The organism is Micromonospora sp. RL09-050-HVF-A (assembly GCF_019374995.1).
Lineage (GTDB): Bacteria > Actinomycetota > Actinomycetes > Mycobacteriales > Micromonosporaceae > Micromonospora > Micromonospora antibiotica.
On the sequence record NZ_JAGKQP010000001.1, the window covers coordinates 34077 to 55244 of the forward strand.

The 21168-nt window shown below is 72.1% G+C and carries 24 protein-coding genes; 20 read left to right on the forward strand and 4 right to left on the reverse strand.

Going from position 1 to position 21168, the window contains the following annotated elements; all coding sequences use genetic code 11:
• Positions 1-389 precede the first annotated feature (389 nt).
• From J7462_RS00190 to J7462_RS00225, 9 genes are all read left to right on the forward strand, one after another.
• Entirely contained in the window at positions 390-869 is a 480-nt protein-coding gene (locus tag J7462_RS00190) for a hypothetical protein (protein WP_219459977.1), read from the forward strand.
• A 78-nt stretch (positions 870-947) separates the two neighbouring features.
• On the forward strand, positions 948-1385 hold the full coding sequence (locus J7462_RS00195; RefSeq protein WP_219459980.1) for a hypothetical protein: 438 nt from the start codon (positions 948-950) through the stop codon (positions 1383-1385).
• 65 nt (positions 1386-1450) lie between these two features.
• Complete coding sequence (locus J7462_RS00200) at positions 1451-1597, forward strand: hypothetical protein (RefSeq protein ID WP_219459982.1); 147 nt, start codon at positions 1451-1453, stop codon at positions 1595-1597.
• The gene (locus tag J7462_RS00205; protein ID WP_308290666.1) at positions 1594-2211 is read left to right on the forward strand and encodes a Pycsar system effector family protein; all 618 of its coding nucleotides are present in this window, start codon (positions 1594-1596) and stop codon (positions 2209-2211) included. The genes J7462_RS00200 and J7462_RS00205 overlap by 4 nt, the downstream gene beginning before the upstream one ends.
• Before the next feature lie 4 nt (positions 2212-2215).
• Complete coding sequence (locus J7462_RS00210) at positions 2216-2467, forward strand: hypothetical protein (protein WP_219459985.1); 252 nt, start codon at positions 2216-2218, stop codon at positions 2465-2467.
• Between the two features lie 523 nt (positions 2468-2990).
• Positions 2991-5006 carry a hypothetical protein gene (locus J7462_RS00215; protein ID WP_219459988.1) on the forward strand — a complete coding sequence of 672 codons (2016 nt, stop codon included), beginning with the start codon at positions 2991-2993 and terminating at the stop codon, positions 5004-5006.
• Positions 5007-5179: 173 nt separating this feature from the next.
• Positions 5180-6235, forward strand: coding sequence for a hypothetical protein (locus tag J7462_RS00220; protein WP_219459991.1), 1056 nt, complete (start codon positions 5180-5182; stop codon positions 6233-6235).
• 6 nt (positions 6236-6241) lie between these two features.
• Positions 6242-6364: a hypothetical protein gene (locus J7462_RS31580; protein WP_255597513.1), complete on the forward strand. Its 123-nt coding sequence runs from the start codon at positions 6242-6244 to the stop codon at positions 6362-6364.
• The gene (locus tag J7462_RS00225) at positions 6361-6579 is read left to right on the forward strand and encodes a hypothetical protein (RefSeq protein WP_219459995.1); all 219 of its coding nucleotides are present in this window, start codon (positions 6361-6363) and stop codon (positions 6577-6579) included. The genes J7462_RS31580 and J7462_RS00225 overlap by 4 nt, the downstream gene beginning before the upstream one ends.
• Before the next feature lie 232 nt (positions 6580-6811).
• On the opposite strand, the gene J7462_RS00230 is transcribed toward J7462_RS00225, so the two are convergent.
• Both J7462_RS00230 and J7462_RS00235 read right to left on the reverse strand, forming a co-directional pair.
• Complete coding sequence (locus J7462_RS00230; protein WP_219459998.1) at positions 6812-6955, reverse strand: hypothetical protein; 144 nt, start codon at positions 6953-6955, stop codon at positions 6812-6814.
• Between the two features lie 251 nt (positions 6956-7206).
• Positions 7207-8037 carry a ParA family protein gene (locus tag J7462_RS00235; protein ID WP_219460000.1) on the reverse strand — a complete coding sequence of 277 codons (831 nt, stop codon included), beginning with the start codon at positions 8035-8037 and terminating at the stop codon, positions 7207-7209.
• 343 nt (positions 8038-8380) lie between these two features.
• Between J7462_RS00235 and J7462_RS00240 the strand changes: the two genes are divergently transcribed.
• From J7462_RS00240 to J7462_RS00290, 11 genes are all read left to right on the forward strand, one after another.
• The gene (locus J7462_RS00240; RefSeq protein ID WP_308290667.1) at positions 8381-8695 is read left to right on the forward strand and encodes a GntR family transcriptional regulator; all 315 of its coding nucleotides are present in this window, start codon (positions 8381-8383) and stop codon (positions 8693-8695) included.
• A 152-nt stretch (positions 8696-8847) separates the two neighbouring features.
• On the forward strand, positions 8848-10602 hold the full coding sequence (locus J7462_RS00245) for a ParB/RepB/Spo0J family partition protein (protein WP_219460003.1): 1755 nt from the start codon (positions 8848-8850) through the stop codon (positions 10600-10602).
• Between the two features lie 2 nt (positions 10603-10604).
• Positions 10605-12116 (forward strand): hypothetical protein, encoded by a 1512-nt coding sequence (locus tag J7462_RS00250; protein WP_219460008.1) that lies wholly within the window; start codon positions 10605-10607, stop codon positions 12114-12116.
• A 198-nt stretch (positions 12117-12314) separates the two neighbouring features.
• The gene (locus tag J7462_RS00255; RefSeq protein ID WP_219460011.1) at positions 12315-12926 is read left to right on the forward strand and encodes a hypothetical protein; all 612 of its coding nucleotides are present in this window, start codon (positions 12315-12317) and stop codon (positions 12924-12926) included.
• 248 nt (positions 12927-13174) lie between these two features.
• The gene (locus J7462_RS00260; RefSeq protein ID WP_219460014.1) at positions 13175-13543 is read left to right on the forward strand and encodes a hypothetical protein; all 369 of its coding nucleotides are present in this window, start codon (positions 13175-13177) and stop codon (positions 13541-13543) included.
• Entirely contained in the window at positions 13540-13911 is a 372-nt protein-coding gene (locus J7462_RS00265) for a hypothetical protein (RefSeq protein WP_219460017.1), read from the forward strand. Before J7462_RS00260 ends, J7462_RS00265 begins: the two co-directional genes overlap by 4 nt.
• On the forward strand, positions 13908-15557 hold the full coding sequence (locus tag J7462_RS33095) for a 3'-5' exonuclease (protein WP_219460020.1): 1650 nt from the start codon (positions 13908-13910) through the stop codon (positions 15555-15557). The genes J7462_RS00265 and J7462_RS33095 overlap by 4 nt, the downstream gene beginning before the upstream one ends.
• The gene (locus J7462_RS00275; protein ID WP_219460024.1) at positions 15554-15898 is read left to right on the forward strand and encodes a hypothetical protein; all 345 of its coding nucleotides are present in this window, start codon (positions 15554-15556) and stop codon (positions 15896-15898) included. The genes J7462_RS33095 and J7462_RS00275 overlap by 4 nt, the downstream gene beginning before the upstream one ends.
• Positions 15895-16728, forward strand: coding sequence for a site-specific integrase (locus J7462_RS00280; protein WP_219460027.1), 834 nt, complete (start codon positions 15895-15897; stop codon positions 16726-16728). The genes J7462_RS00275 and J7462_RS00280 overlap by 4 nt, the downstream gene beginning before the upstream one ends.
• Positions 16680-16955, forward strand: a complete 276-nt coding sequence (locus J7462_RS00285) for a tyrosine-type recombinase/integrase (RefSeq protein ID WP_308290669.1) — start codon at positions 16680-16682, stop codon at positions 16953-16955. The genes J7462_RS00280 and J7462_RS00285 overlap by 49 nt, the downstream gene beginning before the upstream one ends.
• 367 nt (positions 16956-17322) lie before the next feature.
• A complete protein-coding gene (locus J7462_RS00290) occupies positions 17323-17490 on the forward strand; it encodes a hypothetical protein (RefSeq protein WP_219460030.1) in 168 nt (55 codons plus the stop codon).
• 1829 nt (positions 17491-19319) lie between these two features.
• Here J7462_RS00290 and J7462_RS00295 read toward each other — a convergent pair.
• Together J7462_RS00295 and J7462_RS00300 are read right to left on the reverse strand one after the other, a co-directional pair.
• A complete protein-coding gene (locus J7462_RS00295) occupies positions 19320-19790 on the reverse strand; it encodes a DUF4913 domain-containing protein (protein WP_219460033.1) in 471 nt (156 codons plus the stop codon).
• On the reverse strand, positions 19787-21168 hold a 1382-nt coding region (locus J7462_RS00300; RefSeq protein WP_219460037.1), incomplete at its 5' end, for a type IV secretory system conjugative DNA transfer family protein. The genes J7462_RS00295 and J7462_RS00300, both read right to left, overlap by 4 nt.

Below are 21168 nucleotides of genomic sequence, written 5' to 3' on the forward strand. Positions count from 1 at the left end.
GAGCTGATCGCCTGGCAGCTCGACGGAGCCCAGATGCGCGCCGCCGAGGACGCCATCCGCGCCGCCGGCCGCCGCCACCGCCGCGCCCACACCGGCCGCAGCCGCTGGCCGGCGGTCGCCGGCGGAAGCGGTCTGCTCGGCAGCGTGGCCACCGCCGGGCACCTCGCCGCCAACGCGGGTGGCCCGCCACTGATCGGCGGCGTGCTGCTCACCGCCGCCGCCGCCGCGTTGGCGCTGACCGCGCTCGACCGCGTCCGCGACGGCCGCGAGGCCGCCGCCGCCGAAGCGGACATGCACACCGCCCAGCACCAGTACGCCGCCGTCGTCGCCCGCCACGCCCGCGCCATCACCCCGGTCCGCCCGCTCGCCATCCACAGTCAGGAGACGCCATGCGCCGCCAGCAGCCCGCAGCCCCCGGCAACCAGCCCGTCCGTCATCAGCACGACCCCGGCGTCCGCTGCTGCGACCGCTGGCCACCCGCCCGCCGCGTCACGACCGTCGGCACCGTCCTCACCGACCGCCGCCGCCTGATCGCCGCCGCCATCTACACCGCCTGGCTGCTGCTGGCCCTGGTCGCCATCGTCGCCGTCCACGCGCTGCTGCTGCCCGCCACCACCGACTGGGCCAGGGCCCACGGCCCGTGGGGCTGGACGCTGTGGGCCGGCTGGGCCGTCGGCTCCCTCGCCGCCCTGCAACAGGGCGTGCTCGCCCGCCGCCGCTCCCGCACCGCCCTGCACATCCTGCACGCCGCCGCCGTGATCGCCGTTCTGATGGGCATCGCCGCCCCCGGCGGCTGGACCCAGGCGCTGACCGCGACCGCCGGCACTGCCGGCGCGTGGGCAATCGCATTCTTCGCCACCCGCCGCTAACCCATCCCACCGGCTGAACCCGGCCGCCGTGCTCCCTTTTCCGCCGACCCGTCGATAGGTACTCACAGAGGAGGAGTTATGACCACCACGACCACCCCGACGACCAAGGCCGCCGTCCCGACGATCCCGGTGCGGCTGTACCTGAGCGACCCCGACGCCGAGCAGCCCCACGTCATCGAGCGGATCGTCACCGGCTGGCCCGTCGCGCCCGGCCTGGCCATCAACGTCACCATCGGCGACGACGGCCTGCGTCTCGACGGCCGCTACAGCCTGACCCACCTGCCCAGCGGCCTGGCCATCGCCCGGTGGCTGTGCGCCCGCCACGCCGACCAGGCCGCCGTCGCCGCGATCGCCACCGGCGTCGACTGGACCGCCGACGCCGAGCAGATCGTCGACGACGAGCGCACCGCGCCGCTGCGCCCCGGCGTCGCCGTCTGGGACTGGTGCGGCTACGACCGCTTCTGCCGGGCCGAGGCGTACCCGCGCCCGGACTCCCCCACCTACGCCAGCCGCTAACGCGGCGCGGGCGGCCCCCACGCCCTGAGAAAGCCGGGGCCGCCCGCCACTCCCCCATCCAGCAGATGACAGGAGCTACCCACATGGTGCCCGACCCGGGTGACCCGACCTACCTCGGCGCGGCCTACGCCAGCCACTACGAGCCGCGCGGCGAGCACGGCCCCGCCGCCACTTTCAGATCCCGACCGCCGGGGCGTACGCCGTCCTGGTGACGATCTCCGCCAGCCTCGCCGACAGCACCTCCCGCTGCACCGGCTGCGGCGCGACTGACCGGGACTTCTCCGAGCTGGAGATCCTGGCCCGCGCCGGGGCACACGCGTCGGCATGCGGGCGGGGCACCGTGCCGGCCGCCCTGGACGCCGAGATCGCCACCGTCCGCGCCGAGCAGGCCCGCATCGACCCCAAGGCCGGCGGCTACCTCCAGATCGCCGGGGTGCTGCTCGGTGCCGGCCTGGCCGTCCTCGGCGGCGCCGGAGCCGGCGGCCACCTCCCCACCGCCGCGCTCGCGGCCGGCGCGTCCACCGCCGTGGTGGTGCTGACCGCCGTGGTGCTGCTCCTGCTCGCCTCCCGGCCCCGCCTCGGCGGGGACTTCGGATTCGTCGCGTACGCCGACGCCGCCACCGCCCAGGACGTCCTCACCCGGATCACCGGCGGCGACGCCGGCCAGGTGCCGCAACTGACGCCTCTGGCCAAGGCCCGGGAGCTGTTGTGGCTCTCCCGCGCCACCCGGGCCAAGTACCGGGCGATCAGCAGGGCAGTACCGCTGCTGCTGGCCGGGTACACCGGCGCGGCCCTGACCGCCGCCCTGGCGATCGGCGCGTGGTGACCACATGACCCACTCGTTCGCCACCACCGTTGCCGCCACGACCGACGAGTTCCGTCTCGACGTCGTCACCGACCCCGACGTCGACAACCCCCAGGCGGTCACCTACTTCACCGCCGTCGATGGTGACACCGCCTGCCACCAGGCCGTGCGGCTGCTCGCCGCCGTCGACGGCCCCGACGACCGCTACGGCGAGCTGTACGTCCACGACGGAGACGGCAACGCCGTCCACTACGACACCATTCACCTGCCCGCGTGACCATTCAATGCGCCCGAATGGGCGGCCCGAATCGTCGGGTCGCCCATTCGAATGCTCACGTTCGGATTCCCTTGGTACGCAACACTGCCAGGCTCGCCCCGGTATGTCCGAGTTTCAAGCAGGGATCCACACAGGACTTGCACAAAAAGCCGATCCCGGGGCGCGTCGGGGCCCCGGTCAGTGGCACAGTCACCGTAAGATCCACGGGTTACAACCACCCGTGCCTGCTCCGGGTCCACACGCAGATTTCGATCTTGAGGGAGCGCCCGCGCTCAACCCCTAACTACAGACAGCAAGAGAGCCCCACACCCCCCATTTGCTTGGCGGCGGAAAAGGGGTCTGAGGCTCCAACAAGCTCGGAGGACACCATAGCACCCACCTCCGGGCTGGGTGCACTCTTGTCTCTGGACACGTTCTCTGCGTGTCGCGGCGATGTTTGCCCGCGCCCAGCCTCATCTCACCTTTGCCCAGGTCAGCCTGCGCGCCCGAAATGTAAGCACATCGGGTCTGCGACGGTGCCGCGATGACCGCATCGCAGCAGACGCTGCCGGCGGACCGGGTGGCGACGCTCGGCTACTGCCCCGACTGCTACGCCACCGGCGCGGTAACACTCGTCATGCCCGGCGCGCGGCGCTGCAACGCGCACCTGGTCGACCAGCGGCTGCTGGTGGAGACCACCCGCACCGGACAGACCCGGCTGGTCGCCCCGGCCGGTGCCCGCCGCCGGCCGGTCCACCCGACCGGTCTTCAGACGCCGTGCGTGGCCTGTGCGGCTGCCGGCGTCGACCGGCAGGGCTTGCCCCGTGACGGCGAGGGGTCGGACCCGCTGTGTATTCCGTGCTGGCGTGGCCGTGCCGATCGGCAGGGTGCGGCGGACCGGCACCGGTTGGTGGCCGAGCTGCGCGAGCGCCTGGACGTTGACGAGCCGGCAGGGTGCGCGGCGTGCGGTGAGCCGGACCCCGTGCCCTCCTGCTGGCTGTGTGGGTACTCGTGGCTGGCGCAGGCCCGCGCCGATCACGAGCACGCGCAGGCTCTGGAGGCCGCCGCCGTTGCCACGCGGTTCGCCCTGCTCGCCGAGACGACCGAGGCCCAGCAGCGGGTCGACGCGCTGACCGCCTGGATCGAGCGGATCACCGAGACCCTGGCTGCGTTCCACGCCGGTGACAGCTGGGGCCGGCCGGTGTGGCTGCTCGCGGACCTGCTTGCCCGCGATGCCGCCGCCCGGACCAGCCGCCGTGGCCGCCGCTCGGCGCTGGGCATGGTCTGCGCCGTCCTGGCCGTCGACAGTGACCGCCGCTCCGGCCGCCGGGCTATGCCCGGCCGAGCCGCTACCGCCGCGCTGGCCGGCTGCGGTGACAGCACCCGCCCGGTCACCGATGCCTGGCGCCGTGCGGAGGCTCTGGGCTGGTGCGTGCGGGTCGAGCAGGGCCGCCGGCTGTCCTACGCCGAGCGGTGCGCCACCGGCCGCTCCCAGGCCCGTGCCGTCTTCGACATCACCCCGGTTCACCGGGGCGACTCGGCCGCGCAGGCCGCGCACATCCCGGCCGCCCTGGACATCCTGGCCGACCTGCTGGAGCACGCCCGCACCCTCCTGGCTGACGCCCAAGCCCACGTCGACGCCCTCGCTGCTCGTGCCGGTGGTTGGGCCGACTACCGTGAGCGGGTCCGCCGTCAGCAGATGCGCCAGGCGGTCACCGCCGCCCGCGATCACGCCCGTGACCAGGCCACTAATTTCCGCACCCCCCACATGGTGTCTCAAGCTATGAGCGTTTACTCCAGCTTGTCTCGGGGTCTGCTGATCTCACCGCCGATCGCGCCCACACCATCGGTGGACAGCCGGCGAAGCCGGAGGAAGAACGGCGCTTCGCGCTCATCGACAAGAACGGGAGCCGATTTCGGGTGTGCCAGGCCATCGCCTGTACGGCGTCCTAGGCCGGCTCAGAGGCACGGTGCCGCACCACGGCCACGGCGAGCACGTCCTGAGTGGTCGGCATGGGCGTACGACCTCGCACGGGCCGTGCAGGGCCGATGGGCGTGGCTACGTTCGGTTCCGTTGCCCCGGGTCGCTGCGACGTTGGGTGCCGCCCTGGGTCGAGACTGGACGGCCGAGGCCCTGGATGCCTGGGTGCGCCGGGCCCGGTCCCGGCCGTTGCTGGTCGAGCCCCGCGACCCGGTGGCGTACCTGCGGTCCGTGCTGGAGGACGCGCTGACCGGGCCGGACGCCCCGCCGCACCCGGCGGCCCGGCACACCCGGCACCAGCGGGTCCTGGCCGCGATGCAGGCCGCCGTCCAGCGCGAGCGGCGCGACCAGGCGCGCGCCGCCGAGGTCGAGCGGGACCAGGCCGCCGCGCGGCCGGGCCGGCGTAGCCCGGCGGCCGAGGCCGCTCTCGCCGCGATCCGCGCAGGTACCCCGGGGCACCTGCGCCGTGCCGACCGCGCCGTCTTGCTCGACGCCTCGCTGGTCGGCGGCGGCGAGTGCGCGTGGCCCGATGTGGCGCAGCCCGGCGGCGGCCTTCCCGCAGCCACCCGCCGCCCCTGATCCGGGCCCACCCCGGGTGCCTCAGTAATACCCGGCCCCTGAAATCGGCTCTCCGTCGATCTCAGGGGCCACTTTTCGTGATCTTACCCGGTCAAGATCAGATAGTTACGACTTTCTGAAATCGAGGAAGTGTTTTCCATTCCTAGAAACAGAAAGTCGGCTAGGATGATGGCATGACCGACACGACGACGGCGAGCCCGCCCCGGGTGCAGCCGACCTGCAAGTTCGACGATCGCCCCTTGGCCTACACCGGCCGTGGCCGGCCGCCGGAGTTCTGCCCGGACGACGACCGCCGCCACCCGGGCGGGCGCAACTGTCGGCAGGCGTATGCGGCGCAGCGGGAGGCGGAACTCGCCGCCGGCCTGGACGTGCCGCTGACCGCGTACCGGGAGGCGACCGGCCGGGTCCTGCCGGCGGTGGAAGCCCTCGCTGGCGAGCTGGTCGTTGTGGCCGAGGCGATGCGCGCGGTGGACACCGCAGCGCTGTCCCGGGTCGAGACGGCCGAGGCGGCGGCGGTGGCCGCCGTCGAGCGCGCCCAGGCCGCCGAGGACGAACGGGACCGTGCCACCCGCGACGCCCGCACCGCGACCGCCACGGCGGCCACCGCCCGGGAGGCGCAGCGGGTCGCGGAGCGGCGGGCCCGCGACGCCGAGGCCGAGGCCGATCGGGTCCAGCGCGACGCCTGGCGGCAGGTAGCCGACGCACGCGAGGCCCAGGGGCGGGCCGAGGCCGCCGCCGGCGAGCGCGCCCAGGCCGTCATCACCGAGACGGGCCGCCGGGAGGCCGCCGAGCAGCGCGCCACCGACCTCACCGACCAGGTCAAGACCCTGCGACGCGAGGTCAAGGACGCCCAGGCCGAGGCCCGCCAGGCCGAGCAGGCCCGCGCCGCCGCCGAGCAGCGCGCCGAACGGGCACAGGAGCTCCTGACGGCGGTTACCGCAGAGCGCGACACCGCCCGGACGGCCCTTGCCGAGTCCGACACGGCCCGCCGTGAGGCCGACGCCGATCTGCGCGCCGCACGCGCCGAGCTAACCGCGCTGCGCCACCAGGCCGACGAATACCGCGCCGAGTGGCGGACCGCCGACCAGGCAGGGCAGGCCGCCCGAGTCGAGCTGGCCCGCACGGAGGCCGCCGCCCGCGCCGCGACCGAGCGGGCCGATCGCGCCGAGACCCGCGTCGACCAGCTCCAGGCCCAGCTCGACGCCGCCCGCGCCGACCGGGTCGGGTGAGCCGCGATGACCGCCGTCCCGGCCGCTGCCGTCGCCGACCAGCACGCCCTGACCCAGTCCCAGTCCATCCTGACCGCCGAGGGCTTCGCCCAAGCCGAGGCGGTCGACGCGAACGGAGGCGAACGATGACCCGATACGACGATGCGGTGGCTGCGGTCGACGGCGCGATCTCGACGGTGACCACCTGGTGCGACCAGGTGCGGCAGGAAGCCGAGCAGCGCATGGGCGTCCCCGCCGGTGCCGAGTCCGTCATCGGCGACCCGTGGTACCAGGAGGCGCTGGAGATCCGCCACGACCTGATCGCGCTGCGCAGCCGACTGACCGACCCGCGCAACGGCTTCTGACCGCACCCCCTCCACAGCGCGGCCCCCGGCAGCCCTTCCCCCACGAGAGGGCACCTGTCGGGGGCCGCAACTTGTCGGTCACGACCAGGGCGTGGCTTCGCTGTGCTTTGGCGTGGGTTCGCCTGGCAGGTCGACCCTCGGAGCGGTTCGCCGTCTCCGCGCCGCCGTCGGGCCAGCAGTAGTTGACCCCTCGAACCTGGATAGCCGGCTAGCTAGCCGGCTATCCAGGTAGCTACCTGCGGCGTGCCGCCCGGTGGTAGTCCTCCCAAGACCAGCCTCGCCGGGCCATGTACTCGTCGAGCGCCGCTTCCAGTACGCCCTGCAGGGTGGACTCGTGCCGCCCGACGAAGGCGTTCATCCGCTGTCGCAGATCCACCCGGATCTTCGTGTTCAGCTGCTCCCGAGGATGACGGCGAGCAGCAGGTGGCGGTGGTGGCGGTTCGTCGACGACGCTGGCCGCAGACCTGGGCGCCGTATCAGCCGGGGTAGCCGGCACCACCGGATCCTGGTCCCATGGCTCCCCCGCCGGCCGGCTGGGTGCTGGCGGCAACGACGCCGATTCCCGGGGCGGCGGCCTGAGCGCGGACGTCCCACCCGGAACAGCGTGCGTACGTCCCCCTGGGCGGCTCATCGGGCCACCTCCTCACTGCTGAGGTTGGCGATGAGCTGCCGGGCGTGGCCGCCGAACAGCTCGGCCAAGTCGCTGGCGATGCGCCCCTTGAGCAACTGGATCGGCAGGCCGTCAGAGTTCGCGCTTGACCAGGTGCGCCGGTGCGGGATGTAGGGCTGCCACAGGATGTCGTCGCGGAAAAGGTTCGACAGGTTCGCCACCTGTGTCCGGTGCGTCGCTGCCTCGGCGTCGTAGTTGGTGACCACGACCCCGGCGACCTGAAGATCCGGCCGGCCAAGCGGCTCTCGCTCCCCTTCGACGTAGTGGACCATCCGCACTGCGCCCTGGACGTAGTCGTACTCCGGGATCAGCACAATCACGACCCGGTCCGCCGCAGCCAGCGCCATGTCGGTCAGATGACCCAGGCCGGGCGGAACGTCGATCAGGGTGACGTCGTAGTCGCGGTCGACCCGGTCCAGGATCCGCCGAAGCCTGAACTCGGTGCCGTTCTCCCGACCCGCCTCCCGCTGCCGCGCCTCCAGCTTTGGCGGCACGGACGGCATCAGGTCGATCCGCGAGGCCAGGTCGTGCTCCCAGGCGCAGGGCACTACCACGCTGGCCGGCTCCGCCGGCCCGTCAGCGCGCAGCCGTAGCGCGTCCGCGACGGTAGGCCGGTCGACCCACGACACCTCGTCGTAGCCCATCCGGCGAGTCAGGTTGCCCTGCGGATCCATGTCGACGGCGAGCACCCGGTGACCCATGTCAGCCAGCGCGGCGGCCAACGCCACGGTGGTCGCTGTCTTTCCCGCACCGCCCTTGTTGTTCGCGGTGACGACTCTCCAGCCCATCGAACCAGCCCCTCCAGTGGGTGTCGCCGGCCACCCGGGCGGGTCAGTTGCGGGAGATCTCGCGCTCGCCGCCGCCGGGGTGGCTTTGTCGCTGGTGAGGGTACCGGCGCGAGCCCGGCGTGCTACCTGGTCGTCCGGTCGCCTCGCCGACCCGCCGCCACGCTCTCCGTCGAGCCAGCTCGACGGAGAGCCGGCTGCCTGTCTAGCTCGCTAGGCAGACGTCTACCAACTAGCTATCTAGTAGCTATCCGGCTATCTAATAGCTATCACCGAGCTATCCCAGGATTGAGTAGGGCAAAGATAGAGCTTGTGTCGAGACTCTACTCTGTCTAGAGTTCTAGATGTGCCTAAGTATGTTGATACAGCAAACGACCTACGCGACCGGATAGCCGCTGGAGAGTTTCCGATCGGGTCCAAGCTGCCCGGGATCACGGACCTGCAAAGCCACTACGGTGTCGCGCTGAACACGGTGCGAGCTGCCGAGGAGCTTCTGCGGGAAGAGGGGCTGTTGCGGATCGCCCAGGGGGAAGGCGCGTTCGTGATTGCCGCGCCCGGAGCCGCGCCCGTCGACGTCCTCGGTGCCCTGTATGCCGCCCGTGACGCCGTAGCGGTAGCCATCGCCGCCGTCGAACGTCAGCAGAAGAAACCCCGCCTGTAGACGGCGGGGCGGCCTTCAAGCCTGGACAGCAACCGGCCGCCCCGCAACCACCCCATGAGAGGAGCCGCTCCATCATGACCCATCCAGAGTCCACCGATTCCACGGAATCGGAGACGAACGGCCACCCGCCGGCACCGACGGTCGCAGCGCCGATGCGCACCCGCGAAGTGCCACTGACCGCCGTGGTGACGCACCCGGCCAACCCGCGCAAGAAGATGGGCGACCTGTCCGACCTGGAGGCGTCGATCCGGGAGGTGGGGGTGATCCAGCCGCCGGTGGTGCTGCCCGCAGCGCGGGTCGCCGCCGCTTGGCCGGCGCACGCGGAGGCCCTCGCCGGGGCGCGGTGGGTGGTGTTGGTAGGTGCCCGTCGGCGCACGGCGGCCGGCCGGGTTTACGGCGACGACCCGGAGGCGACGCTGGGTGTGCTGGTGCGCGAGGACGCGATCGCGGACGACGCGTTGGGGCAGTTGGATGTGATGACCGCCGAGAACGTGGCCCGCGCACCGTTGAGCCCGGTGGAAGAGGCACGAGCGTTCGCCGAGCAGGAGGCCGCCGGCCGCCGGCAACGGGACATCGCGGCGAAGGTCGGCTGCTCACAGTCGCACGTGTCCAAGCGCCTGAAACTGCTCAAACTGCCCGACGAGCTGCTGGCCGATCTGGAGACCGGCCGTACCTCGGCCGACGACGACCAGGAGCCCGACGACCGGGACGGGAAGCGGCCGGTGTTGCAGATCCGGGACGCCCTCGCCCTCGTCGACGCGGCCGGCGACGACCAGGAGCTGATGCTGGCCGCGCACCGGCTGCGTGATGACCGCCGGCACCATTGGTCCGCCGATCAGTTGGTGGCCCAGGTTCGGCGGGAGCGAGAGCAGCAAGGGGCCGTCAACGCGGCGCGCGAGAAGTTGGCTGCCGAGGGCACCCCGGTCATCGGTAGCGCGTCGCAGCAGTTCGGTGACGGCTACTGGCAGCGCCGCCTGGATGGCGCGAAGGCGATCGCGGCGGCCCGCAAGGCCGGTGCGCTGGTCGCGGAGGTCAGCTCCTACGGGCAGGTGTCCTACTACTCCACGGCGGGCAAGCCGAAGGCGTCCGACAACCGCAGCCCGGCCGAGCAGCAGCGGATCACCGACGAGCGGGAGCGCCGCAAGGCGATGACGGCCCGGTTCGAGGCCGCCGCAGTTCTGGCCGCTGTGCCGCCGAAGCTGCCCCGCAGTGCGGGGGACATCATCGACGCCTGGTTGTGGGCGCCGGGCAACGAATGCGCGCAGCTCGCCGGCAAGTGGCTGATCGCGGCCGGGGTCGGCCCGGACCCAACGCTGCCGTCCTACCGGTGGTGGGAGGAAATTCGCCGCGCCGACTGGTCCACCCGGGTGCACGCCGCGCATGCTCTCGGGATCGCCCGTCGCGAGGTCCAGGCCCGCACCACCTACCGGTCCTGGAACCAGGGCGACGCCGCGTGGCTGGCCCGCTTGGTGGAGGACGCCGGCTACACGCCCAGCGAGTGGGAGCAGGCCCGCCTGGACGCCATCGTCGCCGACGTCGACGAGGAGCCGCCGGCCCGGCCCACGACGGCGGCGCTGGTCTCCGACGGCGGCGATGTCGACCAGCACCGCGTCGAGCACGACCAGGACGACACCGAGCCCGAGCCGGCCGCCCCCACAACCGAAGCGCCGGCTGCGGTGAGGGAGTACCGGCTGCTGCACAACACCCTCGACGGCGTGTGGCTGCTGCTCGCCGACGACACGCCGCACGCCGACCACGACGGCCTGGCCGCCGCCGAGGTCGACCAGGCGTGCCAGTGGGCCAGCACAGTGCTGACCGACGAGGGAGTCACCTGCCACGGCTGGACCGCCCGCGCCGACCACGGCGGTGGTGTGGAGTACGTGGCCGACCTGACCGGGGAGTGCTGACGGTGCCCGCCGCCGACCAAGAGGCCATGCGGGTGGCGAACCGCTACGCCGCGACGGTCGCCAAGGCCGACACCCTGGCCGGCCGGGCGCGGGCCTGCCGCGACGCCGCCGACCGGTACCGGCGCGACGCCCGCGACAACCAAGAGTCGGCCGGGCAGCACGCGGTGGCCGCCCGCACGATCCGCGACGCCCCCGTCGTCGCCGAGCACGCCCTGGCGGCGCGCGACGCCGAGGCGGAAGCGGCGCGGGAGATCCTCGCCGCCCGCTACTACGAGGCGCAGGCCGAGGAGTACGAGGCGCAGGCCCGAGCCGCTGGCCCGATCACCGCTGGCGGCACCCCCACGAGTAAGGAGATCGGAATGGGCGACGGCACCACCCCGACGCCGGCCGCGTCGACGAGTCCCGCAGTGGGCGACGTGCTCGGTTACGCCGACGGGGACACCTGCCACGGCACCGACCTGGTCGCCAGCGCGGCCGGCCCGGCCACCAGCCTCGCGTTGATGGACTACGGCGACGGCGACAACCGGTGGGACGGCGGCCGGTACGTCGCGGTCGGCACCTCCCCGCACCGATGGAACCCCGTCACCGACGCCGAGCACGTCGACAGCGGGGGATACAGGCGGCCGGGGAGCTACGCCGCCCCGCACCTGGACCCCGGCGAGGCCGAGGCCGCCGCCGCGCACCTCGACGAACTGGCCGACCTCGCCGAGGCCGGACACCGCCCGCCGAAGCCCACCAAGTGGGGCCGGGCGGCGCAGCGGCTGGAGCACCTTCTCGCCGACGACGCCGATCTGGCCCGGCAGAAGGTGACCATCGTCGACGACGAGCTGCCGGTGACCGTGCGGGACCTCCTGGGGCTGCTGCGCGACAAGCAGCCCGCCGCCGAGTCGGCGACCCGCCGGCACGTGGCCACCACCGCGATCGGTGAGGCCGGCGGAGACACCGGGACGCTGTGGATGGACCTGGTCGACCACGACGGCGCGACCAAGGTCACGGTCGTCGGCGTGGAAGGCGACGAGGACCCCGCCGCCGACTACTGGCAGCCCTACACCGCCCAGCACACCCCGGAGCAGGCCCGGGAACTGGCCTGCAAGCTGCGCACCTTCGCCCACGGGGCCCGGCAGGCCGCTCGCGGTGGGCTGTACCTGGGCGACGGCGACGCCACCGCGTACCTGGACTGGTCGATGCACACCGTTGACGGCGGCCGGAACCTGGAGATCGGCGACGGCCACGACGCTGTAAGCCTCAACCTCAGCCCGGCGCAGTTGCGCGAGTTGCACGACGCGCTGAGCGCCACCATCGCCGCCAAGGACCTCACCGACACGCCCAACGCCTACTGGCCGTGGGAGAACGACCACCGCTACATCGACTGGTCTGACTTCGAGTATGAGCGCGGCTTCAGCCTGGAAGCCGGCGACGGTATCCGCACCGTGACCCTCACCGTGACCCTGAAGCAGCTGCAGGCGTGGCGAGACAGGCTCGCCACCGAACTCGCCGACCAGAGCGCGCAGTGACCTCCCCACGGCAAGTCCGAGTCGTCAACACCGGCGACGCCGTCGCTGACCCGGAGCAGGAGTGGTGCCTGGAGCCGGTGCCGGCCGACACCCCGGGCGCGCGTTCCCGGTGACCCGCTGGTACGAAAGCTGACCTGCGGCACTACCGAACCGTAAGGCACCTTGCAAATATTCTGCAAGGTGCCTTACGGTTTGAAGATGGACAACACCACGGTTCCCTTCGGGCTGCGACCGCTCGTCGAGCGGCACGGCGGACCGGTCGACGTCGAGGACGCCCGGGCCCGCTGGTCCGAACTCGTCACTGCGGCCGAGGCCGGCACCATCACGCTCATCACCCGCGACCGGTACCAGTGGGCCGCCCTGGTGCCAATGAGCGAGGTCGCCGAGATCTCGCCCAACCTGCCGACCTGGCCGGTGTCCGACGCCCGAGCCAAGCTCGGTCACCTCGTCGGCGAGGTCCACCTCCTCGACACCCGCGTGCAGGTGCTCACCCGCCACCGCCGGCCGGTGGCAGCGCTCATCGACCCGGGCGTCCTGGTCGACCGGCCCGAGCCGGCCGACCGGCTGCCAGCCGACGCGCTGCTGCGCGATGGTCACCGCATCGAGCTTGTCTTCGAGCCCGGCCAGCCCGGCCGCGTCGGCCCCGACGGCGAGGTTGTGGAGGAGCCGGAGGAGTGGTTCTACGCCGCCAACGCCTACGACAATCGCGACACCGTCATCGCGGTCGGCGTCGGGGACACCCTCGGTGAGGCCCTCCTGCGACTGGCCCCGCCGCCGGCCGTCGAGCTGGCCGACAGTCCGCCGTTCTGACCCGCCGATTCCCCGGAATCGACACCCGTTCCAGATCCGCCGTCCATGCCTCCATAAGTGATCTTATCGAGGCACGAAATCGTCGGACTCGGACCGTACTGTCGGCCCGGTCTCGCACCACAAGAACCACGAGAGGAAGAAGCCGGCTCGGCATCTGATCCGAGCGGGAGTGCGCGGGTCGGGACCACCGGTAATGGTCCCGACCCGCGCCGGTCGATCATCTCCGACCACACAGGAGGTTCCAGTCCATGTCCCACGCCCTGCGTGCCGTCGTCCCGGCCGAGGTCCGTCTCGCCTGGACCCTGACGGCGATCGCCGCGCTCGACCCGTCCCGGCACGGCCACACCGGCCCGGACACCCTGGAGATCACCGCCGCCTACACCGAGCGCAACGCGTTGATCTGGTCCGCGCTGGCCCTGGCGCACGAGGCCGGAGTTCCCGCCGGCATGGGCTACGACCCGGCCGACCCGCACCCGGTGGTGGTCTACCTGGAGCTGCCCACCGGCCAGGTGTCCTGGCACCTGCCCGCCCACCCGACCGGCTGGGACGGGCACAGCACCGCGGCGAAGTACGAGCGGGTCGCTGCCTTCGCCGAGGCGATCGGCACGCCGGCGTGAGCGCCGTCGGCACCGACGACTGGATCGCCTGCCTTGAGCGAGAGCTGAAGGGGTCGCTGCCCGGGATGGTGCTGCTCGCCCTGGACGTCACCGACGACGGGGCGCTGGCGATCGGGATTCTGCGGGTGCCGCTGGACGCCCGGGGTGGCTGGCACGGTCCCCGGATGCTGCTGGCCATCCTGGCCGCCGCCGACGCCCGGGGCTTGGACGTGGTGTGCACTCCGACCGACTCGTACGGCTCCGACAAGCGCGCCCTGCTCCGGGCGCTTGGGCGGGCGGGGTTCGTTCCGGCCGTCGACGACCCGTCGGGGCACACCATGCGCCGCCCCTCTCCCTGCCCCAACCTTCGGAAGGACACGAGCTGGTGAGCGAGAACGACGTGGCGGCCGAGCCCGCTGCTGTGCCGAAGACCCGCGCCCGCAAGGAGTCGAAGCCCAAGCCGCCGCCGGCCGATTTCGGCCCGGTCCAGGTGCTGCGGCATACCGGGTTGGCCGGGTGGCAGTGGGATGCAGGCACGGCGGCCGGGCTGATCCCGGCCGCCGACGTGGGCGGCCGGTGGTCGGCCGCCGTGGCCGACCAGGTCGCCGCGCGCCGCGACGAGATCGTGGCCGCTGTGGGCGCCGAGGCCCCGATCGGTGGGCACCGAGCCGCCGAGCGGCTGGCCGGGCGCACCGGCTTGGACGTGGAGAAGTGGGACGTGGAGGCGCTGGCCGACGCCGGAGTGTTGGCGGTGGCCGGCTGGTACAAGGAGTTTCCGCTGTGGGACTGCCGGGCGTTGGACGCCGTCGACGTCGACCAGCTCGGCGCGGTGGTGGCCGAGCGGCAGGCGTGGATCGCGGCGAGCGTGAGCAAGTGGGACGCCCCGTCCTACCTGCGCTGGTCTCGTGCTGAGTTCGACCGGGTGGCGAAGGAGCGCGGGCTGCGTCTCGGCCGCCAGGACCGGTACGCCACCGCTGACCTGGACGTGCTGTCCGCCGACGAGGACCTAGTCGAGCAGGTGCGCGTCGACCGGGAGCTGATGACCCACCAGGCCGCACTGCATCTGGAGATCCGGGAGACCGACTTCAAGTACCTGGTCGCCGCTGACCTGGCGGTGCCGTGCCGGTGGACGTGGGTGCCGGTCACCCAGTACCGGTCCGTGTCGGTTCCGCTGTACAGGGTCGGTGACCTGGAAGCGTTGCGCGAGCACCCGGCGATCGACTGGGAGGCGGTCTGGTCGGTGCGACGTGGTGAGCCGTCGCCGCTGCGGGAGCTGGCCCGTCGACCGGTCGACCGGGCTGCCGTCATCCGCCGTGGAATGGCCGAGCTGGGCGGCCGGTACGGCATCGAGGTCTGGGCGTGGTGGCACGCCGGGGCCGGCAGGTGGGAGGTGGACTTCGAACGCCGTGAGGACAGCCCGACCGTGGGGGAGTTCCGCAAGGCGATCACCGCGCACCCGTACCTGCGTGAGCACCAGGACGAGATCGCGGTGGCCACCCACGCCGGTGCGGCGATCCGCTGGGCGCGGGCGATGCGCGAGCCCGGGGCTGCCGTCATCCTGGACACCGAGACCACCGGCCTGGCCGGCTACGCGGTGGAGATTGCCGTGGTCGACGCCTGCACCGGTGAGACGCTGCTGGACACTCTGGTCGCGCCGGGCTGCGAGGTCGAGCCGGAGGCCCGGTGGGTGCACGGCATCAGCGACGCCGAGCTGGCCGACGCGCCGCCGTTGGCGGAGGTGCTGCCGAAACTGCTGGAGGTCACCGCCGGCCGGACGGTGCTGGCGTACAACGCCGAGTTCGACCACGCCGTACTCGGCCGGCACACCGGTAGGGACGGCTTGGACCCGTCCCACCTCGGCGATATCGACCGTTGGGCCTGCCTGATGATCCGCCGCTCGGACTGGGAGATGCGCCGCCGGTGGCTGCCGCTGGGCGGCGGGCACCGCGCGTTGGGCGACTGCCAGACCGCGTACGACCTGCTGCGCACCATGGTCGCGCCGGCCCGCCAACCGAAGGCGATGGTGCGGCGATGACGATCAGGGTCCGGATCGTCGCCGACGACGTCGACGAACTCGACGCCGCGGTCCTGGCCATCGGCCGAGTGCTGACCGTGACCCGGGAGAGCCGGCCCCGGCCGCGCCGCTCCGGCGACGGGGTCAGCCTGTACCTGGACGTCGCACTGCTGCCGGTCGACGTGGACGCTGCCGACCGGGCCGACCCGCTCAACCGGTGCGGGAGGGCCGGCTGCGGCCAGTACGTGCCGCTGGCCGACGCGCGGGCGGTGCCGACTGTGACCGACGACGGATTTCGGTACGCCCGCTGGCACCAGGCGTGCCTGCGGGCTGAGCAACGCGAGCGAGGGGTGAGACGGTGACCGTCCTATCCGGGGAGCTGCTGCCTGCCACCCGGTCGGCCGTCACCACCACGGCGGCGGGAGCCGGCAGCGGTGACGGCCTGGAGGCGCTGCTGCGCGAGTGGCTGATCGGCTACGCCTCGGCGCACACCCGGGCCGCCTACCAGCGGGACCTGCGGCACTGGCTGGCTTTCCTGGCCGCCTCCGATGTCGACCCGCTCACCGAGGCCCGCCGGGTGCACACCCACGCCTGGCTCCGCGCCCAGGAGGCCGCCGGTACCGCGTCGGCGGCGACCCGGGCCCGTCGTCTCGCCGCCGTGTCCGCGTTCTACTCGTGGCTGATCGCCGAGGACCGCACCGACCGGGCCAACCCCGCCGCCATCAACCCCAAGCAGAAGCCGAAGACCGACCCGACCCGACCCCGCACCGCTGGCCTGTCCCGCGCCCAGGCCGAGGCGCTGCTCGCCACGGCCGACGCCGACACCGGCTCCCAGGCCGCCCGCACCGCCGCGATCGTCGCCCTGCTCCTCTACACCGGGCTGCGCGTGGGAGAACTCGTCGGTGCCGACGTCGAGCAGCTCGGCCACGACCGCAACCACCGTGTCCTGCGCTTCACCGCCAAGGGCGGCGGTGAGCACCTGGTCGCGTTGCCCGCCCCGGTCACCCGCCGCCTGGACCCCTACCTCGCCGTCCGGCCCGACCTCACCGAGGTGCAGGTGCCGGTGCCGGCCGGGCAGGCCGGGGCCCGGCCGCGCCGGCCCTGGTCGCCACAGCCAGCGGTGCCCGCGTCGACCGGGGCGCGGTGTGGCGGCTGCTGCGCCGCCTGGCCGCAACCGCCGGGATCCCGGTGAAGATGAGCCCTCATGTGCTGCGCCACACCTGCGCGACCCTCGCCCGGGATGCTGGCGCCCGCCTGGAGGACGTCCAGGAACAGCTCGGCCACGCCGATGCGCGGACCACCCGCCGCTACGACCACGGCGGGCAGCGCCTCGACCGGGCGCCGGCCTACACCCTCGCCGCGTACCTCACCACCAGCGACGGGCACTCCACGGAATCAGAACGGGGGGAGACGGCATGACGAACCGGCTGGTAAGAAAACGAAGTTTCATGGTGGTGAGAAAGCTAATTCTCGTGCTGTGACCCCGGGCTCAGCTGGGTCACGTGGACCCAGTTCCAGGCCCCGGTCGACATGCGGTGGCAGATGCCACCGGTTCCCCGTTTCTGCCGCGACTTTCAACCCGCAGGGGCATCTAGCTGCGGAAATGTCTACGCGGGAAGTGCGCGCCAGGCCATGCCGGGGAGAGGACGGAATAGGGGGGTAGCGGGGCAGTAGAGTACCCCCCGACGTGATGTTCCAGCCCGCTCTCGGGACGGACTCCGGGTCGCACCCACGAGTAAGGGGTCCCGGGTGCGAACTGAGACCCCCGGGAGATGGAGGGCACGTCATGGTCCACCGTTCGTCCCGGGTGCGCCGGCAAGTTTGCCGGTGCGCTCCGAAGCCCGGCCGCTCCACCCACCGGTGGCAGTGGAAGAAGGTCACCAACACGGTGCTCCTCCTGTTGGAGGTCGCGGCCAAGGCGGTGATCGTCTACCGGGCCTGGAAAGGGATGTAGCCCCGCATAGCGGGGCTACATGACCGGTTGAGGGACGCTCCGCTCGAAGGTTCGCGGCCAGAGGGCGGGGCGTTCTTCATTTTTCGCTGTACATCTGAGCGGTGTTGCAGCCCCCGCAGTGTGTCATAAACCGAGTTTTGACAGGAACTCAACTGAGTGATGTCACACCGTCTGACCCTGTGGCGATGCTGCCCAGCACTCGTGACGTGCAAGTACTCCGGTTGTGACCGAAGCGCAGCGGCGATCGAGTGCGTTCTCTGGCACGGAGTGTCGGGGGTCCCTGGCGCTGCTCTCGGCTCAGCATGATCGGTTCGGGCAGCGCGGTAGGTGGTCCGGGTCGACCGCGACCTGCGAGCACCCTTCCTGTGGGCACTTCCACACACGTCCCATCCACCGGCAGCCGGCCGGGCACTCGCCGTGTGCCGGCAGCGGGCTGGGGTGCCCGTTAGGACAGGTGGCCGGGGCCCACTCCTGCCAGACCCGCTCGCCACCACGCTTGCGCACCCACCTTCCCGCCACCACGAGATGAGGGTACGAGGTAGGAGACTCTGCCCTTCGATTCCGGGAAATCGCCCCTTCTAGGCCCGCCGAGCGGGAGGCGACGTTGGGTCTGTAGAAACCGCGGGGTGGCGCCGGTTGGAGTAACCGGCGCCACCCCAGGAGTCACTTTCCTGTGATCGCGTGCATGGCGAGCAGCACGGTCAGCCCTGCTGGGAGGGCCTGGCCCCACGTGGGGAACAGCACGGCCGCCACGCCCGCAGCGCTGGCGAGGACAAGCAACAGGAGCGTCCTTGTCGTCAGCAGCGGTAGGGCGGTCACGGAATTGGGTGTTGACCTGCGTCGCGCTTTGCTGCTTACTGTCATCGGCAAGCGTCCTCCCATGATCTAGAACCGGTCGGCGAGACGTTTTGCAACGGCCTCCTGCGTCACCAGGAGGCCGTTTTGCTCGCTGTGCATGGGACAAGATGTCAGAAGCACGGCGGATAACTAACCTGGCTCGTCGTGCTGCGTCAGGATCTCCTGACATGGATATTTGGCGATGGCGCTGGCTCTCTCCCTTGCAGGGCTCACTCTGGGGCTCGATGTGCACTGAGCCCCGAGCGAAGTTGCGCAACCTACTGCTGTCGATGGCGGATCAGCAGCACCTCGCCCGCACGGGCAACCAGCGATACCTACGGCCCGACGCCGCCGGCCGGCTTCGGCTGGTCGAAGTTCTGACCGAAGCGGTACGCCTCCGGGAAATGCTCGACCAAGAGATCACTTGTCTAGTCGCGGAAGCACGCGTCCGGCGGGTTTCGTGGAGAAGGGTGGGCGACGCCTTGGGCTGCCGCCGGCAGAGCGCTCACGAGCGGTTTCACCGGGTCGCAGACCCGCCTGACCCCGAGCTTGTGCACCAGATGGACGAGGATTTGGCGCAAGCGATCGTGCGCGCTCGTCAGGTTCTGTCGAGCCCACGCGTCGACCCGCCCCGAATGTGGGAGGCGAGTCGTCTGCTCGATGCTCTCGATGAGTCCCAACGCCGTCTCCGGCCGTCAACACACACGGTTCCAGCGCAGCGACGTTCCGGAGGCCGGGCTCCGCGTACCGGCGCGTAGGCCCGCCCGTAGTTTCCGGACCAAAAACAACTCCAACGCTGGTCAAGGGCCATGGCGGAGATCCCGAGTTCCGGGCGTCGGAACGGTGCCACGACCAGGACTGGAGTTGCTTTTGGTCCGGAAACTACGGCGAGGCTTCTACCGCTTGGCGTGGTGCTGGGGTTGGTCGGAGATCGGTGCCGGCTGGTCGGGCAGAGCGTGTCGGGGGTGCTGCTGGAGATGGCGAGGGGTGTGTCAGGCGTCGGGGAGTTGCGCCAGCACCTCGGCTGGCGCGGGCTCGACGGGCAGGGCCTCGGGGTCGCGGTGTCGGGTGCCGCAGCGGGCGAATGGTCCGAGGTCGCCGGTCAGTGCGGCCAGGTGGGGGTCGAGGTGGTCACGCCACCAGATGCTCATGCCGGTGTGCGGGTCGTTGACCCGCATCGTCTCCCAGGCTCGCCACAGCGCGTAGAGGCGGGACAGCGCCTCGGGGTGCGCCCACCAGCGGGGGCACCAGGCGATGCCGGGGGTGGGTCCGGAGGCGACCCGCCGCTCGACGACCTGCGCGAGGTACCCGGTGACGAACTGGTCGACGTCGCGGAAGACCGGCTGCGGTGCGTCCTGGTCGTCGGGGGCGGCGGGCGCGTCGGGTGTTCCGGTGAGCTGGTCGAGCAGGGTGCTCAGGTCGGCGACTGGGTCGGTGGCCGGTCCGGACGTCGGGGTGGTCATGAGATGGGCTCCGGCGGGGCATCGGGGGACAGGGTCCAGTCGGTGCGCTTGTCGGGATCCCAGCGGGCGATCGAGGCGCGGATCGCGGCGGCGTGCGGCCCGTCCTGCCAGGGGGCGGTGCGGGCGAGGGCCGGCGGGGCGCCGGAGGCGTAGACGACCATCCGACCGCGCGGCAGGGCGTGCAGGTCGGCGACGTCGAGGATCCGCTGCCGGCGGGTGGCGTGGGACACCGACCGTTGGCCCCACCCGGACCCGCTGGTGCTGGTCGACCGGGTCGTCACGTCGTGCTCACCGATCAGCTTCGACAGTTCTTCGAGCCAGTCGGGGTCGGCGACGCCGCCGCCGTAGGTGCGGACGTTCGCCGCCGACCACAGCTTGCGCATGCCCTCGCGGCCCCACACGTCGACGCCCTGGGGGTAGGACTGGAGGATCGTGATGATCGGCAGGCCGTGGCTGCCGAAGTACGAGTACAGCGAGGGCAGTTGGCGTAGGCGGCAGATGTTCGCGGCTTCGTCGAGGATGCTCAGCAGCGGCGGGTCGAGGCGGCGGCCGGTCGAGGCGCGGGCGCGTAGCTCTCCGGCGCGTAGGACGGTGTCGGTGAGGGCGGCGACCAGGGGCGCGGGGGAGCCGGGGCCGCCCTGGGAGAGCAGGTACAGCACGTCGGTGGACGTCACGAACGCGGCCGGGTCGAATTCGCGTACCCCGCCCCGGGTGGGTGGGGTGACCCAGGCGGTGACGGCCGGTTCGGTGAGGCACATGAGCATCTTCTGGGCACCGGCGTAGATGCCGCCACGGGTCTTGTCGGGCATGTTGACCACACCGGCCACCGCGTCGCCAGGCAGCGCGAAGCCGTGCTCACGCAGCAGCATCGCCGGTTCGTCGTCGCGGGGGCTGACCGCCCACCGGTACGCGGCGAGGATGTCCCGTCCGGAGCACGCGGCGGCCAGCAGCAGGTTCGCCACCAGCTCCTCGGAGCTGGGGTCGAAGAAGGCGTCGCGGCTGACACCCGGCTCCCGCTCGGCGGAGGCGAAGTGCTCGGCCAGGCGACGGGCGTCGGTGATGGTGGCCACGGCGCGCAGCGGATTCCACCACATGCCCTGGTCGGGGCCGAGGATGTGCTGCGGATCGAACGCCCACACGGTGCCCCGGGCGGCGCGGACCTCGCGGGTGGCGTCGACGATGTCGCCCTTGACGCTGGTGACCAGGGTGGGGCCGGGGGCGGCGACGATGGCGGGGATCGCCCGGCAGGTGGTCTTGCCGGTGCGGGGGCCCCAGATGTCGACGGCCATGTCCTCCCAGGACTGCCGTAGCGGCATCCCGCCGGCCACGGTGTGGGCGATGAGTACGCCGAGCTGGTCGGGGTCGGGCCGGTCGACGT